The sequence below is a fragment of the Ensifer sp. genome (assembly GCF_035999185.1).
Lineage (GTDB): Bacteria > Pseudomonadota > Alphaproteobacteria > Rhizobiales > Rhizobiaceae > Ensifer.
Window position 1 is genome coordinate 19,141 of record NZ_DASYHB010000223.1, and the last position, 16,023, is coordinate 35,163.

Genomic DNA, 16,023 nt, shown 5'->3' on the forward strand with positions numbered 1-16,023 from the left:
GCTAGACGAAGCCTCTGTTTTCGTCCTCGACCCCTGTCGCGATCACCATCACATGGCCAAGGCCGACGACGAGCCCCGCCATCAATAGCACAATGATGGTCCCGACGTTGACATCGAAGTACACGGCATGTCCGGCAGAGCTTGGGTTGTCGTAGGTCACCGCCAGGATGCCGATGCCGTTGCTGACGGTCATGCATATCGAACCGATCATCGCGGTCAGCCCCACGCGTCTGAGCAGCACGCCGTTGCGGCTGGAGAGAATCTCGCCGCGCTGGAAGCTGTCGAAAAGCTGCCAGGCGAAGGCAAAACCGGCGATAACCACCGCGTTGATGATGGCGCTCAGGAAAACCAGTGTTGCGATCGCGCGATAGGAAAGCGTGATCATTTCCACGCGAGGAAAGGTGTTGTCGCGAACACCCTGCTCGAAACCCTGCCGGTCGAAGAAAATCTGCCAATGCGCATAGACCACGGCCGAGCAGAACAAGGCTCCGCTCAAAAGGATCATGAGCTTCATGAAACGGCTGAGCCTGCGCAGCCGTTCGGCGGAGTCCATCATAAAATTTCCTTTATCGTTTTGGCTTGTATTTTTATCGTAAAACAATAAGTATTTCTCGTCAATTGTGATTTTGGTGTTCTGTTCGTGCCTATTCGCTTTCTCAAAAATCCCTGTCTTTCCCTGTTGTTGAATACCCTTGCGGCCTGTGCCGCCTTGAACGTCGACCAGATCGACAAGCTGTCGAGGCTTGATCCGTCAAAGACCGATCCGGCGGATTTGCGCGTAGCGCTCGTCGTGCCGAAGGAGCTGGTTCTGAGGCGCGGAGATGCGTCTCTCGGGCATTCGAGGCGGGAGGATGGGGGATCTTCGGACAATCAGGACTACGCGCTTGAAGTGCGCGAAGGGGGCGTATCGGATGTGTCGATGCAGGATCACCCGTCTTCGGGAGAGACGCTTTACGTCCTCGCCCTCTCAGGTGCGGATGCAAAGCGATTGCGGGTAGCGCAGGGGAAGGCCACGCGAAACAGTGACGGGAGGCCCCGCGAGCGCGACGGCCTGTCCGTAAACGTCTCCGGCGGTTGCTGGCGCGGCCACTTTCCGGCCGGGCGTAAGGTCATGGTCAATGCCTGGATGCAGGCTGCTCGGGGTACGGACTATTTTCCGCTTCTTTCGAACCACGACCTGATGCAGGGGCTTAAATCGGCGAAGGTGACGGCGTTGCCGGCCTGCGCGATTTGACGGGAAGGGAGGCGTGAACCGCGTCTCCCTCCCGCGACTTTTCTCTAGCGCGCTGCCTTCAGCAGTGCCGCAACGAGGCCCGCCGTCGAGCTGTCATGCCCTGCCGCGCTTTCCTTGCCTTCGACCACCGGCAGCAGGCCGGTTGCCAGTTCCTTGCCGAGCTCGACGCCCCACTGGTCGAAGGAGTTGATGTTGAAGAGGGCGCCTTCGACGAAGACCCTGTGCTCGTAGAGCGCAATCAGGCGGCCGAGCGCGAAGGGATCGAGCTGATCGTAGACGATGGTCAGCGACGGGCGGTTGCCGGTGAAGACGCGGTGCGGCGCGATTTTGTCGGCCTTGGCGTCTGCGATGCCCTTGGCAGTCAGCTGCGCCTTGGCTTCATTGAGCGTGCGGCCCTTCATCAACGCCTCGGACTGCGCCAGGCAGTTGGCGATCAACAGCTCGTGCTGATGGCGCAGGTTCTTTTCGTGGCCGTTGGCGGCGATCATGAACTCGGCAGGGATGACGTCCGTGCCCTGGTGGATGAGCTGGTAGAAGGCGTGCTGGCCATTGGTACCGGGTTCGCCCCAAACGACCGGACCGGTCGAATACTCCACGGGCGTGCTGTCGAGCGTCACCGCCTTGCCGTTCGATTCCATGTCGAGCTGCTGCAGATAGGCGGGGAAGCGCGACAGGCGCTGGTCGTAGGGCAGGATCGCACGCGACGGATAGCCGAGCACGTTGCGATGGTAGAAGCCGATGAGGCCGAGCAGAACCGGAATGTTCTGACGGATCGGCGCCGTGCGGAAATGTTCGTCGATGGCGTGGCCGCCGTCGAGGAAGCGGCCGAAATTCTCCTTGCCGATGGCGATCATCAGCGGCAGGCCGATCGCCGACCAGATCGAGTAGCGGCCGCCGACCCAGTCCCAGAAGCCGAAGACGCGTGCCTGGTCGATACCGAAGGCAGCAACCTTGTCGAGTGCGGTCGAGACGGCGGCGAAGTGGTGACCGACCGCCGCTTCGCCAAGCTTGCCGGCGATGAAGGCGCGCGCGGTCGCGGCATTGGTCATCGTCTCGATGGTGGTGAAGGTCTTCGAGGCGACGATGAAGAGGGAGGTTTCCGGATCGACCAGCTTCAACGTGTCGGCGATGTGGGCACCGTCGATGTTGGAGACGAAGTGCAGGCGCGGACCGTCATGGAACGGAGCGAGCGCCAGCGTCGCCATGACCGGGCCGAGGTCCGAGCCGCCGATGCCGATATTGATGACATCGGTAATCTTCTTGCCGGTCGCACCCTTGAGCGCGCCTGAGCGGATGCCGTCGGCAAAGGTGCCCATCGCGGAAAGAACGCCATTGACGTCGGGCATCACGTCCTTGCCGTCGACCAGAACCGGGCTGTTGCCGCGGTTGCGCAGCGCCGTGTGCAGCACAGCGCGCTCCTCGGTGATGTTGATGATGTCGCCGCGGAACATCGCGTCCCGCTTCTCCTCGACCTTGGCGGCCTTGGCCAGCGCTTCCAGGCCATCGAGCACCTTGTCGTTGACGGCGCATTTCGAATAGTCGAACAGCATGTCGCCAAGCGTGGTGCTGAAGCGCTGGAAGCGCCCGGCATCGCTGGCGAAAGCGGCGCGAATATCGGTTGCGTTGGTCTCAGCGGCGGTTGCTTTGAGTTGGTCGACAAGCGCTTTCATCGCGGGACTCCTTGGTCGGACGGTGTGTCGGACAATCGCCTGCGTAGCTATTCGCTTTAAGCCGCTCAAATCAAGTCTCGAAAACCGCCAAAGCGGCGGTTTTCAGGATTTTTTAAATCGTTTGAAATTTGCAGTAGTTTAGCCGCGAAGGTCCTTGCGCAGGATCTTGCCGACATTGCTTTTCGGCAGTTCGGTGCGGAACTCGACGAAACGCGGCCGCTTGTAGTTGGTAAGGTTGGCGGCGCAGTGGCGCTTGACTTCCTCTTCCGTCAACGACGAATCCTTCTTCACCACGAACAGCTTGACCGCTTCCCCGGAGTGCTCATCGGGAATACCGATCGCCGCACATTCGAGGATGCCGGGATGGGTCATCGCCACTTCCTCGATCTCGTTCGGGAAGACGTTGAAGCCCGAAACCAGGATCATGTCCTTCTTGCGGTCGACGATCTTGACGAAACCGGCCGCATTCATGAAGCCGATGTCGCCGGAGCGGAAGAAGCCGTCGGGCGAAATCGCCTTGGCGGTTTCATCGGGGCGCTGCCAATAGCCGGACATCACCTGCGGGCCACGGATGCAGATCTCGCCGACCTCGCCGATCGGCAGCGTGTTGCCCTGGTCGTCGCGGATCTCGACGTCGGTGGACGGGATCGGCATGCCGATGGTGCCGGTGAACTCGGTGGCGTCGAGAATGTTGGCGGTTGCCACCGGCGAGGTCTCCGACAGGCCGTAGCCTTCGGCGATCGAGCAGCCGGTCATCTGCTTCCAGCGCTCTGCGACCGGCCGCTGGATGGCCATGCCGCCACCGAAGGTCAGCATCAGCGAGGAGAAATCGAGCTTCTGGAACTCCGCATTGTTCATCAGCGCGTTGAACAGCGTGTTGAGGCCCGGGAATACGTTGGTCTTGTGCTTGCCAAGCTCCTTGACGAAGCCCGGAATGTCGCGCGGATTGGGGATCAGGATGTTGCTTCCGCCGGTGGCAAGACCCATCAGCGAATTCACTGTCAGCGCGAAGATGTGGTAGAGCGGCAGCGCGCACATGAAGACGAGATTTTCCGGGCGTGCGCGCGATTGGAACGCCGTCTGGAACCAGATCTCCATCTGCGCCATGTTCGACAGAAGGTTGGAATGGGTGAGTGTCGCGCCCTTCGAGACCCCGGTCGTGCCGCCGGTATATTGCAGGAAGGCGACGTCGCTGGCGGCAACGTTCGGCTTCGTCAGCTTGACGCGGCCGCCCTTGGCAAGCACGGTCTTGAACGAGAGATGGCCGGGGATCGACCAAGCCGGAACCAGCTTCTTGACCCGGCGAACCACCAGATTGACGATCGCACCCTTCAGTCCGAGCATGTCGCCCATGGTCGCGACCACGACGTGCTTGACCGAGGTCTTGTCGACCACCTGTTGCACCGTATGGGCGAAGTTTTCCAGAACGAAGATCGCCTTGGCGCCGGAATCGATCAGCTGGTGCTGCAACTCGCGTGGCGTGTAGAGCGGGTTGACGTTGACGACCGTGAAGCCGGCTCTGAGGATCCCGTAGACGATGACCGGGTTCTGCAGGATGTTCGGCATCATCACGGCCACACGGTCGCCCTTGGCAAGACCGATCGACTGCAGCCATGCGCCGATCCTCGCCGATTCGGCGTTGAGATCGGCAAAGGTCAGCGTCTTGCCCATGCAAGTGAAGGCCGGGCGGTTGGAATAGCGCGCAACGGCGTGGTCGAAGAACTCTCCGATCGACTTGTAGGGCAGGGGGCCGATGTCGGCAGCTATTCCGGGTGGATAGGATTGCAGCCAGATCTTGCCTGGGCTGATACCCGCTTGTTGTGTGCTGACTTCCGCCATGACCTCTCTCCCTCTGGTCGCCACAGGCTGGCCTGCTCGCGGCCCGAGAAAATCCCTCCCGATCTTCTCACGCCGATGAAGATGATGCTTTTGCGACACCTCTTCAAGCTGAGATTCGGGATTATATAACTTTGACGTAAACGTCAACCGAGCTTACGGTTAACCGCCGCCCATGGCGTTCTCGAAAAAGTATGACGAGAACCGCAAAAGCTTTGCCTGCCGCCGGAAAACCCTGTATTGCATTGCAGCATATCCCGGTTGGTTGACGCCAACGCCCGCCGACATTTCCCCCAGATTTTTCTCCGCTCTGCGTGGGCGGATGACGCTGGTCATTGCCCATGAGTGAGCCCATGTGTGACGAAGCCTTTTCCTCCGCCGTTGCGCCGCGCCGGTCGCGTGTATCTGCCGCTGAAGTGGCGCTTGCCGTCGGCGGGTTCGGCATCGGCACCGGTGAATTCGCGATCATGGGGCTGCTTCCCCAGGTGGCCGACGATGTCGCGGTTTCGGTGCCGCAGGCAGGCGCGGTCATCAGCGCCTATGCGCTTGGCGTTGTTGTCGGCGCGCCGCTGATTGCGGTTCTTGCTGCCCCCTTCTCACGTTTCCGCGTGCTCCTGGCGCTTATGCTGATCTTCGCCATCGGCAATCTGGCAAGCGCCGTCGCGCCCGATTTCTACACATTGATCGCCGCGCGCTTCTTCGCCGGCCTGCCGCATGGCGCCTATTTCGGCGTTGCCGCTTTGGTCGCCGCAGGACTTGCCGCGCCGAACCAGCGGGCCCGCGCCGTCGGCCGCGTGATGATGGGCCTGACGATCGCGACCCTTTTCGGCACGCCACTCGTCGCCTGGTTCGGACAGGCACTCGGCTGGCGTTCGGCTTTCGCAATCGTCGGCGCAATAAGCCTTTTGACCATGGCGCTGACCTACGCCTACGTGCCGAGGGACAAGGGCAACCCGAAGGCAACGCCGCTTCGCGAGCTTGGCGCGCTCGGCAAGCTGCAGGTCTGGCTGATGCTCGGCATCTGCGCCATCGGTTGTGGCGGGATGTTCGCCGTCTTCAGCTACATCACCCCGGCGCTGACGGACGTGGCGGGTGTCTCGCTCGCCAACGTGCCGATCATGCTGTCGGTCTTCGGCGCAGGCATGATCCTTGGCAACATTGTCGGGTCGCGGCTGGCTGACTGGGCGTTGATGCCGGCGATCGGCATCGCCATCGGCTTCAACATCTTCGCCTATGTGCTCTTCTACTTCACCATGGGCAATCCGTGGATGGCGATCGTCAACGTACTCTTTATCGGTGGCGGGTTTGCGGTGGTGCCCGGCGTGCAGACGCGGCTGATGGACGTCGCGGGCGAGGCGCAGACATTGGCGGCCGCCCTCAGCCACTCGGCCTTCAATTTCGCCAATGCGCTTGGCGCCTGGCTTGGCGGCGTCTCGATCGCCGCCGGTTACGGCTGGACGTCCACGGGCCTCGTTGGCGCGGTCCTCGGTGTAGCCGGCTTCGGCATCTTCCTCGCCTCCGTCTTCGTCGACCGTGCCCAGCCTGAGCGTCTGCGCGCGAACCCTGCGGCGGAATGACGCCAGGGTGGAAAGAAAGCCGCGGGAACTTGGACCCCATTAAATTTTCTGTCATGTCCCGCCGCTAGCGTCGGTTATCGCCCTGAAACTACCGTAAAGCAGGGGCAAAGGGCCGCGCTTGGCGCCTGAGAGGCTGGCAAGGCCTCGGGTTTGTTGTAAGCTCGTCGAAAGACGGAGGATCATTGGTGCAATTGGGCAATCGCGAACGAGAAAACTTTGCCGTGGAGCCGCGGCTCCTCGGACAGACCGCGATTTCGCGCCATGCCCTCGTCGGTCCCATGACGGCCGCGCGCTGGATGCTGGTCTTCGTTCTCCTGGCCGGTGTCTATTTCTTCCACGGTTTCGTCGTGCCGGTCCTGGCTGCCGTCGTCATCGGTTTTGCCAGCTGGCCGATCTACCGCCGGCTGCTCGCCGCGGTGAACGGCAACCGGACGCTGGCAGCAACGATCGCCCTCGTCAGCGTTGTTTCCTTCATCGTCGTGCCGATTTCGATCGCGGCCGTCTACGCCGTGGACGAGGTGCGCGACTGGGTGGTCTGGGCCGTCGAGACCAATGCCAACGGCGCCGTCGTGCCCGCATGGCTGTCGGGCATTCCGGTTGCCGGCGTCTGGCTCGGTGAGCAATGGGTCAAGCATGTCGGCCATCCGGGCGCGCTCGGCGAACTCGTCCAGCTCGTCAGCGGTTCCAACATCGGCAACATCTATCGCGGCGTGCTCGTCGTCGGGGCTTCGACCTTCCACGCCTTCCTGACGCTTCTCTTCATGCTGATCACGCTGTTCTTCGTCTACCGCGACGGGCAGTCCTTCTCCGGGCAGCTCGATCGCCTCGGCGAGCGCATCTTCCCGATGCGTTGGGAGCGGCTCTCGCGCGTCGTGCCCATGACGATCAGCTCGACGGTCACCGGCATGGGCATCATCGCCATCGGCGAGGGTATCGTGCTCGGCGTTGCCTACTGGCTCGCCGGCGTGCCGTCGCCGGTCACGCTCGGCATCATTACCGGCCTGATGGCGCTTATCCCCGGTGGAGCACCGCTCTGCTTCACGCTGGTCTCGGTCTATCTCGTTGCCAGCGGCTCGCCGGTTCACGGCATCGCGCTGTTTGCCTGGGGCACGACCGAGCTCTTCATCGTCGACAAGACCCTGCGCCCGCGCCTCGTCGGCGGGCCGATCAAGCTGCCCTTCCTGCCGACCTTCTTCGGTCTCGTCGGCGGTGTGAAGACTATGGGTTTCCTCGGCCTTTTCGTCGGTCCAGTGCTGATGGCGCTGCTCGTCGCCATCTGGCGCGAATGGATGCGCGAAGTCACCGCCCCGACCGAGACGACGGTCAACCACATCATCAAGGGCTGAGCGGCTTCGGCCACAGCTTGACGGCCGCCCAGACGTGGCGGGGCTCGATCACTTCGTTGTTTCTCTGAAACAGGAAGATGATCTCGCGTGCGTGCGCAGTCGCCGGGGGGAAGCGGGCTCGGCCCGCTTCGCTGGAGACCTCTGAGCCGGTCCTTATCTTTTCCTTACACCCCCGTCAGACCATCCCAATCGATAATTGACCCGCCAAGGATGCAAAATCCGGACCTCAACAGTCCGGAGAATTTGCATGTCCGATGTTCTTTTCCTTGCCGCCGGCATGAGCGGCTTTGTCGCGTTTGCGCTCTATGCGCGCGCGCTGAGCCGTCTTTAGGGGAGGGCGCCATGTTCGAAGCCTTGATCGGTCTCGCAGTCGCCGTCGCCCTTGCGGCCTATCTCGTCGTCACCCTCGTTCGCCCCGAACGGTTCTGACGCTCTAGCCAACCAGAAGCGGTCACAGTGAGTTTGGGCCCACGCGGCCCAAAGTCGTTGTGATCCAGCGGAGAAATCCTCATGTCTATCATCGGGTGGCTGCAGATCAGCCTCCTCTTCATCGCCGTCCTGATCGTCATCAAGCCGCTGGGGCTCTACATGGCGCGGGTCTTCTCCGGTGAACGCAACATCTTTTCGCCCGTCCTCGCTCCAGTCGAGAACGGCCTCTATCTCGCAGCTGGCGTCGATCCGAAAAAGGAACAGGGCTGGCTCGCCTACACAATGTCGATGCTCGCCTTCAGTCTCGCCGGCTTCGCCTCGCTTTACGCGATCCTCCGGCTGCAGGCCTACCTGCCGATGAACCCTCAAGGGTTTGCCGGCATGCCGTCGGACCTCGCCTTCAACACGGCGGTCAGCTTTGTCACCAATACCAACTGGCAGAACTACGGCGGCGAAACGACACTCAGCCATTTCAGCCAGATGGCCGGCCTCACGGTGCACAACTTCGTCTCGGCTGCGACCGGCATTGCCATCGCTCTCGCCGTGACCCGCGCCTTCGCGCGCTCGAACGCATCGACCCTCGGAAACTTCTGGGTCGACCTGACCCGTGCCACACTCTATGTGCTCTTGCCGATCGCTGTCGTCATGGCGCTCGCCATGGTCTGGACCGGCCTGCCGCAGACCTTTAACGCCGACCTCACCGCAACCACGCTCGAGGGCGCCAAGCAGACGATTTCGCTCGGCCCGGTCGCAAGCCAGGAGGCGATCAAGCAGCTCGGCACCAATGGCGGCGGTTTCTTCAACGTCAATGCCGCCCATCCGTTCGAAAATCCGACGGCGTTTTCCAACTACCTCAACATCTTCGCCATGCTGTCGATCTCGGCGGCGCTGGTCTACACCTTCGGTCAGATGGTCGGGAACCGCCGCCAGGGCTGGGCCTTCATTGCCGTTACCGCCATCCTGCTCATTGCCGGCGTCGCGGTCATCTACTGGGCGGAAGCGCAGGGCAATTCGATCCTGACAGCATTTGGTCTCGATGCTGCCCAGGGCAACATGGAGGGCAAGGAAGTCCGCTTCGGCCAGGCGATGACCGCACTTTATGCGGCGGTTACGACCGGCCTCTCCGACGGTGGCGTCAATGGCATGCACGGCTCGCTCACAGGCCTTGGCGGTCTCGTGCCGATGTTCCTGATGCAGCTCGGCGAAGTTCTGCCCGGCGGCGTCGGCTCCGGACTTTATGGCATGGTGGTCTTTGCGATCCTCGCCGTCTTCGTTGCCGGCCTGATGGTCGGCCGCACGCCGGAGCTGCTCGGCAAGAAGATCGAAAGCCGCGAGATGAAATACGCGATGTTCGCGGTGCTCATCCTGCCGGTGACGATCCTCGGCTTCACCGCGGTCTCGGCCATGTTGCCTTTCGCCGTCGCAAGCGTCGGTACTGCCGGTCCGCACGGTCTGTCGGAAATCCTCTATGCCTTCACGTCTGCCGCCGGCAACAACGGCTCGGCCTTCGGCGGCCTCACCGGCAACACGCCCTGGTACAACACCACGCTCGGTCTCGCGATGCTGCTCGGCCGCTTCGCCTATGCCATTCCAGTCATGGCGATCGCCGGCTCGATTGCCGTGAAGACCCGCGTTCCGGCCTCCAAGGGTACCTTCCCGACCGACACGCCGCTCTTCGTCGGCCTGCTCGTCGGCATCATCCTCATTCTCGGCGGGCTGCAGTTCTTCCCGGCACTCGCTCTCGGTCCCATCGTCGAGCATTTCTCGATGCTTGCCGGTCAGACCTTCTAAAGGAATTCGACACATGTCTTCCAAACCAGTCGCTCCCAGTCTTCTGGACCCGGCCATCCTCCTGCCGGCTATCAAGGGGGCGTTCGTCAAACTCGACCCGCGCCAGCTCGTGCGCAATCCGGTGATCTTCGTCACCGAAGTGGTTGCCGCCGTGGTCACGATGTTTTTCATCCGTGACATCACGACCGGTACCGGCAGCCCGCTTTTTTCCGGGCAGATCGCCGCCTGGCTGTGGTTCACGGTGCTCTTTGCCACCTTCGCCGAGGCCGTTGCCGAAGGCCGCGGCAAGGCGCAGGCCGACAGCCTGCGCCGCACCAAGTCCGAGCTGACCGCCCGCAAGCTTGTCTCTGCCGAAGGCCGCGAAACCCAGACGATCCCCGCAACCTCGCTGAAGGTGGGCGACATCGTGCTGGTCGAAGCCGGCGAACTGATCCCCGGCGACGGTGAAGTCGTCGAGGGTGTTGCATCGGTCAATGAAAGTGCCATCACCGGTGAATCCGCACCTGTCATTCGCGAATCCGGCGGCGACCGTTCGGCCGTCACCGGCGGCACGCAGGTGCTCTCCGACTGGATCAAGGTCCGGATCGCGGTTGCGCCCGGCAACACCTTCGTCGACCGTATGATTGCGTTGATCGAAGGCGCCCAGCGCCAGAAGACCCCGAACGAGATCGCACTCTCGATCCTGCTTTCGGGCCTGACGCTGATCTTCCTCGTGGCCGTTGTCACGCTCTGGGGCCTTGCCGGCTATTCCGGCACCGTGCTCTCGGTCACAGTGCTTGCCGCCCTGCTCGTCACGCTCATCCCGACCACCATCGGTGGCCTGCTTTCGGCGATCGGCATCGCCGGCATGGACCGACTGGTGCGCTTCAACGTGATTGCCACCTCCGGCCGCGCCGTCGAAGCGGCCGGCGACGTCGATACGCTGCTGCTCGACAAGACGGGCACGATCACCTTCGGCAACCGTATGGCCGCCGATTTCATGCCGGTTCCGGGTGTGACGGAGGCGGAACTCGCCGACGCGGCACTGCTCGCAAGCCTTGCTGATGAAACGCCGGAGGGCCGCTCGATCGCAGCACTTGCGACCGGTGAATTCGGCCGCCAAACACCTGAGGTTTCGTTGCCGGCAACCGGCAAGGGCGAGGTCGTGGCGCTTGCTGTCGGCGGTGGCGCAAGCTCCGTTGGCGCCACCCGCATCGACGCGGTCATCCCGTTTGCCGCCGAGACACGGCTTTCGGGCGTCGACTTCGGTGGCCGCCGGCTGCGCAAGGGCGCGGTCGACTCGATCCTGAAGTTCACCGGCATCCGCGACGAAAACGTGCCAAACGAGTTCCGCCGCGCCGTCGATCAGGTGGCGCGCACCGGCGGTACGCCGCTCGCCGTCGCTGACGGTCCGCGCCTGCTCGGCGTCATCCATCTGAAGGACGTGGTGAAGCCCGGCATCAAGGAGCGCTTTGCCGCCCTTCGCGCCATGGGCATCCGCACCGTCATGGTCACCGGCGACAACCCGGTGACGGCGGCGGCGATCGCGTCCGAAGCCGGCGTCGACGATTTCCTCGCCGAAGCAACGCCGGAGGACAAGCTTGCCTATATCCGTCGGGAGCAGCAGGGCGGCCGCCTGATCGCCATGTGCGGCGACGGCACCAATGACGCCCCGGCGCTCGCCCAGGCCGATGTCGGCGTCGCCATGCAGACCGGCACGCAGGCCGCCCGCGAGGCCGCCAACATGGTGGATCTCGATTCCAGCCCGACGAAGCTCATCGAGATCGTCGAGATCGGCAAGCAGCTGCTGATGACGCGCGGCTCGCTGACGACCTTTTCTATCGCAAACGACGTGGCCAAGTACTTCGCCATCATCCCGGCTTTGTTCATCACCACCTATCCGGCGCTTGCAGCCCTCAACGTCATGGGTCTTGCCTCGCCGCAATCGGCGATCCTGTCGGCGGTCATCTTCAACGCATTGATCATCGTTGCGCTGATCCCGCTGGCGCTGAAAGGCGTCAAGTACCGGCCGGTCGGTGCCGCAGCACTGCTGCGCCGCAACCTCTTCGTCTACGGCCTCGGCGGCATTCTCCTGCCTTTCGCAGGCATCAAGCTCGTCGACCTTGCCGTCAACGCACTCAATCTGGTGTAACCATGCTGAACCAAATTCGTCCCGCCATCGTGATGATCGTGCTCCTCACCGCCATCACCGGGCTTGCCTACCCCTTCGCCATCACCGGCATGTCGCAGGTGCTGATGCCGGCGCAGGCAAACGGCAGCCTCATCGAGAAGGACGGCACCCTGATCGGTTCCGAACTGATCGGCCAGAACTTCACCGCCGACAAGTACTTCTGGCCGCGTCCGTCCGCGACCGGGCCTGAGGCCTACAATGCCGGCGCATCGAGCGGCTCCAACCTCGGCACGACATCGGTCAAGCTTAGGGATCGTGTCGCAGCCGACGTCGAGCTCCTGAAGGCGGCCGGCGTCACGGGGGAAATCCCGGCCGATGCGGCAACGACGTCTGGCTCCGGCCTCGATCCGCATATCACGCCGGCCTTTGCCGAAGCCCAGGTCGCACGCGTCGCCAAGGCGCGCGGCTTGAGCGAGGCAGATGTCACGGCTTTGGTCGCCAGGGCGACCGAAGGTCGGCTGCTTGGGGTCGTAGGCGAGCCGCGTGTCAATGTGCTAGAACTGAACCTGGCCCTGGATGCGCCCCGCACCTAAAGATCAAGGCCCGAGACCACACGCCCGAGACAATGCATGCCCGACAGTGATCGCGACACCAAAAGTCGCCCAGACCCAGACGCGCTACTGGCCCTTGCTGCGCAGGACCGTCGAGGAAAGCTGACCGTTTTCCTCGGCGCCGCCCCCGGCGTCGGCAAGACCTATGCGATGCTGACCCGGGCCCGTCGTCTGAAGCAGGACGGTGTCGATATCGTCGTCGGACTGGTTGAAACTCACGGGCGCAGCGAAACTGCAGCCCTTCTTGAAGGCCTCGAAATTCTGCCGCGCCGCGATGTCAACCATCGCGGCCGTGTGCTTTCCGAGTTCGATCTGGATGCCGCCCTTCGCCGCCGCCCCAAGATCATCGTCGTCGACGAACTTGCGCACAGCAACCCTGCCGAAAGCCGGCACCCGAAGCGCTACCAGGATATCGAGGAGCTGATCGCCGCCGGGATCGACGTCTGGACGGCGCTCAACATCCAGCACCTCGAAAGCCTCTCTGATATCGTTGCCCAGATCGCCGGCGTTCCGGTGCGCGAGCGGGTGCCGGACACGGTGCTGAAGCGCGCCGACGAGGTGCTGCTCGTCGACCTGCCTCCGGCCGAGCTGATCGAGCGGCTGAAGGAGGGCAAGGTTTACCTGCCCGACAGCGCCAAACGCGCCACCGACCGCTTCTTCCGGCTCGGCAACCTGACGGCGTTGCGCGAGCTTGCGCTTCGCCGCACCGCCGACCGGGTCGACGACCAGATGGTCGACTACCTCAAGCAGAATGCCATCGAAGGCGTCTGGGCAAGCGGCGAGCGGTTGCTCGTGTGCATCGGCCCCGATCCGCTCTCCGAAAAGGTCGTGCGCACGGCAAGCCGGCTAGCCGAGGGATTGAACGCCCCCTGGACCGTCGTCTTCATCGAACGCGCCGACCGCGAGAGCGGCGATGGTGAGGATGTGCGCCGGCTCGACGAGACGTTCCGTCTTGCCGAGCAGCTGGGCGCCGAAACGCGCCGTATAGTCGGCAACGACTTCGTCGAGGAGATCTTGAAGCTTGCCCGTCGCGAGCACGTGACGCAGATCGTCATCGGTGCGCGCCGGCAGCCGCTCCCGATGCGGCTGTTTCGTCAGTCGCTTCCCGACGCTTTGGCCGAGCGCGTGTCGGGGGTCGGTATCCATCTCGTCACCGATCGCGAGCCGGTGCCCGCCAAGCGGAAATCCGTGGTCAAGAGGAAGCTGCCACCGGGAAGCGCGCGCGCAGTCGCGATCGCAGCAGGATCGGTGACCGTGTCGAGCGCAGTCGGGCTGCTGCTCGGCCATTTCATCGTCCTGCCAAATATCTCGCTGCTCTATCTGCTCGCGGTGCTGGCGTCGGCCACTTATGCGGGGCACATCTCGGCGATCGCGGCTGCGCTGTTTTCGGTGCTCGCCTACAACTTCTTCTTCATCAAGCCGACCGGCACCTTCACCATCGCTGAGCCGCACGAAGTCTTTGCGCTCGTCATCTTCCTGGTCGCCGCGGCGCTTGCCGGGAGCCTGGCGTCGCGGGTGCGCGAACAGGCAAAGACGGCGCGCCAGCGCGCGGCGGCAACGCAAGCACTCTACGATTTCTCGCGCAAGCTCTCCGGAACCGCCAAGGCCGACGATGTTCTGTGGGCGGCGGTCACGCAGATGCAGTCAACCTTGAAGCGCAGCTCGGCGCTGCTCCTGCCGGAGGAGGGGGACCTGCAGCTGAAGGCGGCCTGGCCGCCGGACACCGAACTCGACGTTACCGACGTCATGGCGGCACGCTGGGCGATGGACAAGCGAGAGCCGGCCGGTAACGGCACCGGCACCTTGCCGAACAGCCCGTTCCATTTTCGCCCGTTGACGAGCCCGCACGGCGTCGTCGGCGTCTGCGGCTTTGTCCAGGCGGACAAGCCGCTCGAGATCAACGAGGAGCGGGCGCTGTCGGCAATCCTCGACCAGACGGCGATTGCCGTCGACCGGGCGCGTCTGTCGCGCGAAAGCCTCGACCAGGCGGCAAAGCTTGAAGGCGAGCGTTTTCGCGCAGCCCTCCTGTCGTCGATCTCGCATGACCTGAGGACCCCGCTTGCGACCATCACCGGCGCCGTCACCAGCCTGCGTCAACTCGGCGACCGCATGCCGCCGGAAAGCCGCGACGACCTCCTGAAATCGATCGAGGAGGAAGGCGGACGCCTGACGCGTTTCGTCGCCAACCTGCTCGACATGACCCGCATCGAGGCGGGCACCGTCAACGCCAAGCGCGACTGGGTGGATGTCGCCGACGCCGTGCGTGCGTCGGTCGATCGTGCGCGCAAGTATTTCCCCGAGCGCGAGATCGAAACCAGCATCGCGCCGGATCTGCCGTTGATGCGCGGCGACAGCGTGCTTCTGGGCCAGGTGCTTTTCAACCTGCTCGACAACGCCAACAAATATGGTGGCGACGAGCCGATCAGCATCTATGCGCGCTGCGACGGCAACGACCTCGTGCTCTCGGTGACCGACCTCGGCAAGGGGATCCCGCCGAAGGATCTCGAGCAGGTCTTCGAGAAATTCTTCCGCCGCGGCAAGGCGGATGGCCGCACGCCGGGGACGGGTCTCGGGCTTTCGATCGCCAAGGGCTTCGTCGAAGCCATGGGTGGACAGATCAAGGCGGAAAGCCCGGCGCTTAGGCGCCGCGGCACGCGTGTTTCCATGCGTTTTCCCGCCGCCAAAGCTGAAATATCCGAAAAGGACCGTGCATGAGCGTGGAGCGCATCCTCGTTGTCGACGACGAACCCCAGATCCAGCGTTTCCTCAAGCCTGCGCTAAGCGCTGCCGGCTATGACGTGCTGGAAGCGATGACCGGCGCTGAGGCATTGAAGGCGGCTGCAACGACGGCGCCGGATCTCGTCATCCTCGATCTCGGACTGCCGGATATGGACGGCAAGGAAGTCATCGCCAACCTGCGTGGCTGGTCGCAGGTGCCGATCATCATCCTGTCGGCGCGCGATCGGGAAAGTGAAAAGATCGCCGCCCTCGATCTCGGCGCGGACGACTACATCGAAAAACCCTTCGGCATCGGCGAACTCACCGCCCGCATCCGCACGGCCCTTCGCCACCGCGTCCAGATGGACGGTGGTCAGACGCAACTTTCGGCCGACGGCGTGGCGATCGACACGATCAGGCGCGTGGTGACGAAGGATGGTGAGCCGGTGCGATTGACGCCGAAGGAGTACGACCTCCTGGTCATGCTGGCGCACCACGCTGGCCGAGTGGTGACCCACAAGACCCTGCTCACCTCCGTCTGGGGCGTCGCGCACGGCGAAGACCTGCATTACCTGCGCGTCTTCATCGGGCAGTTGCGCGGCAAGATCGAGCGCGACCCGGCCGATCCGAAGATCATCCGCACGGAGCCGGGCGTCGGCTACCGCTTCGTCGGCGACGACGATTGAGCCGCCGATCGGCAT

General features: G+C 63.4%; 12 protein-coding genes. 9 read left to right on the plus strand and 3 right to left on the minus strand.

What is annotated here, in order from left to right:
- Position 1: 1 nt before the first annotated feature.
- Positions 2-601 carry a DUF2975 domain-containing protein gene (locus VGO04_RS32035; RefSeq protein ID WP_327500023.1) on the minus strand — a complete coding sequence of 200 codons (600 nt, stop codon included), beginning with the start codon at positions 599-601 and terminating at the stop codon, positions 2-4.
- 39 nt (positions 602-640) lie between these two features.
- Between VGO04_RS32035 and VGO04_RS32040 the strand changes: the two genes are divergently transcribed.
- Positions 641-1,234: a hypothetical protein gene (locus VGO04_RS32040; RefSeq protein WP_327500024.1), complete on the plus strand. Its 594-nt coding sequence runs from the start codon at positions 641-643 to the stop codon at positions 1,232-1,234.
- Between the two features lie 44 nt (positions 1,235-1,278).
- On the opposite strand, the gene pgi is transcribed toward VGO04_RS32040, so the two are convergent.
- Together pgi and VGO04_RS32050 are read right to left on the minus strand one after the other, a co-directional pair.
- Positions 1,279-2,904, minus strand: coding sequence for a glucose-6-phosphate isomerase (gene pgi, locus VGO04_RS32045; RefSeq protein ID WP_327500025.1), 1,626 nt, complete (start codon positions 2,902-2,904; stop codon positions 1,279-1,281).
- A 138-nt stretch (positions 2,905-3,042) separates the two neighbouring features.
- Positions 3,043-4,743, minus strand: a complete 1,701-nt coding sequence (locus VGO04_RS32050; protein ID WP_327500026.1) for a long-chain fatty acid--CoA ligase — start codon at positions 4,741-4,743, stop codon at positions 3,043-3,045.
- A gap of 338 nt (positions 4,744-5,081) precedes the next feature.
- Here VGO04_RS32050 and VGO04_RS32055 point away from each other — a divergent pair, with 338 nt between their 5' ends.
- The 8 genes from VGO04_RS32055 to VGO04_RS32085 all read left to right on the plus strand — a co-directional run bounded on the left by VGO04_RS32055 (position 5,082) and on the right by VGO04_RS32085 (position 16,008).
- Positions 5,082-6,317, plus strand: a complete 1,236-nt coding sequence (locus tag VGO04_RS32055) for an MFS transporter (protein WP_327500027.1) — start codon at positions 5,082-5,084, stop codon at positions 6,315-6,317.
- Between the two features lie 185 nt (positions 6,318-6,502).
- Complete coding sequence (locus VGO04_RS32060) at positions 6,503-7,663, plus strand: AI-2E family transporter (protein ID WP_327500028.1); 1,161 nt, start codon at positions 6,503-6,505, stop codon at positions 7,661-7,663.
- Positions 7,664-8,005: 342 nt separating this feature from the next.
- On the plus strand, positions 8,006-8,092 hold the full coding sequence (gene kdpF, locus VGO04_RS33025; RefSeq protein WP_057248082.1) for a K(+)-transporting ATPase subunit F: 87 nt from the start codon (positions 8,006-8,008) through the stop codon (positions 8,090-8,092).
- 81 nt (positions 8,093-8,173) lie between these two features.
- The gene (gene kdpA / locus VGO04_RS32065; RefSeq protein ID WP_327500029.1) at positions 8,174-9,883 is read left to right on the plus strand and encodes a potassium-transporting ATPase subunit KdpA; all 1,710 of its coding nucleotides are present in this window, start codon (positions 8,174-8,176) and stop codon (positions 9,881-9,883) included.
- A gap of 13 nt (positions 9,884-9,896) precedes the next feature.
- Complete coding sequence (gene kdpB, locus VGO04_RS32070; protein ID WP_327500030.1) at positions 9,897-12,014, plus strand: potassium-transporting ATPase subunit KdpB; 2,118 nt, start codon at positions 9,897-9,899, stop codon at positions 12,012-12,014.
- A gap of 2 nt (positions 12,015-12,016) precedes the next feature.
- Positions 12,017-12,586 carry a potassium-transporting ATPase subunit KdpC gene (gene kdpC, locus VGO04_RS32075; RefSeq protein WP_327500031.1) on the plus strand — a complete coding sequence of 190 codons (570 nt, stop codon included), beginning with the start codon at positions 12,017-12,019 and terminating at the stop codon, positions 12,584-12,586.
- 36 nt (positions 12,587-12,622) lie between these two features.
- A complete protein-coding gene (locus tag VGO04_RS32080) occupies positions 12,623-15,319 on the plus strand; it encodes a sensor histidine kinase KdpD (RefSeq protein ID WP_327500032.1) in 2,697 nt (898 codons plus the stop codon).
- Positions 15,316-16,008, plus strand: coding sequence for a response regulator (locus VGO04_RS32085; RefSeq protein ID WP_327500033.1), 693 nt, complete (start codon positions 15,316-15,318; stop codon positions 16,006-16,008). Before VGO04_RS32080 ends, VGO04_RS32085 begins: the two co-directional genes overlap by 4 nt.
- The last annotated feature ends 15 nt before the right edge of the window (positions 16,009-16,023 follow it).

Bases quoted from the DNA above. Each gene is read 5' to 3' on its own strand.
- kdpA (WP_327500029.1), top strand. From the start codon at position 8,174: ATGTCTATCATCGGGTGGCTGCAGATCAGCCTCCTCTTCATCGCCGTC.
- pgi (WP_327500025.1), bottom strand. From the start codon at position 2,904: ATGAAAGCGCTTGTCGACCAACTCAAAGCAACCGCCGCTGAGACCAAC.
- VGO04_RS32050 (WP_327500026.1), bottom strand. From the start codon at position 4,743: ATGGCGGAAGTCAGCACACAACAAGCGGGTATCAGCCCAGGCAAGATC.
- kdpF (WP_057248082.1), top strand. From the start codon at position 8,006: ATGTTCGAAGCCTTGATCGGTCTCGCAGTCGCCGTCGCCCTTGCGGCC.
- VGO04_RS32085 (WP_327500033.1), top strand. From the start codon at position 15,316: ATGAGCGTGGAGCGCATCCTCGTTGTCGACGACGAACCCCAGATCCAG.
- kdpC (WP_327500031.1), top strand. From the start codon at position 12,017: ATGCTGAACCAAATTCGTCCCGCCATCGTGATGATCGTGCTCCTCACC.
- kdpB (WP_327500030.1), top strand. From the start codon at position 9,897: ATGTCTTCCAAACCAGTCGCTCCCAGTCTTCTGGACCCGGCCATCCTC.
- VGO04_RS32080 (WP_327500032.1), top strand. From the start codon at position 12,623: ATGCCCGACAGTGATCGCGACACCAAAAGTCGCCCAGACCCAGACGCG.
- VGO04_RS32055 (WP_327500027.1), top strand. From the start codon at position 5,082: ATGAGTGAGCCCATGTGTGACGAAGCCTTTTCCTCCGCCGTTGCGCCG.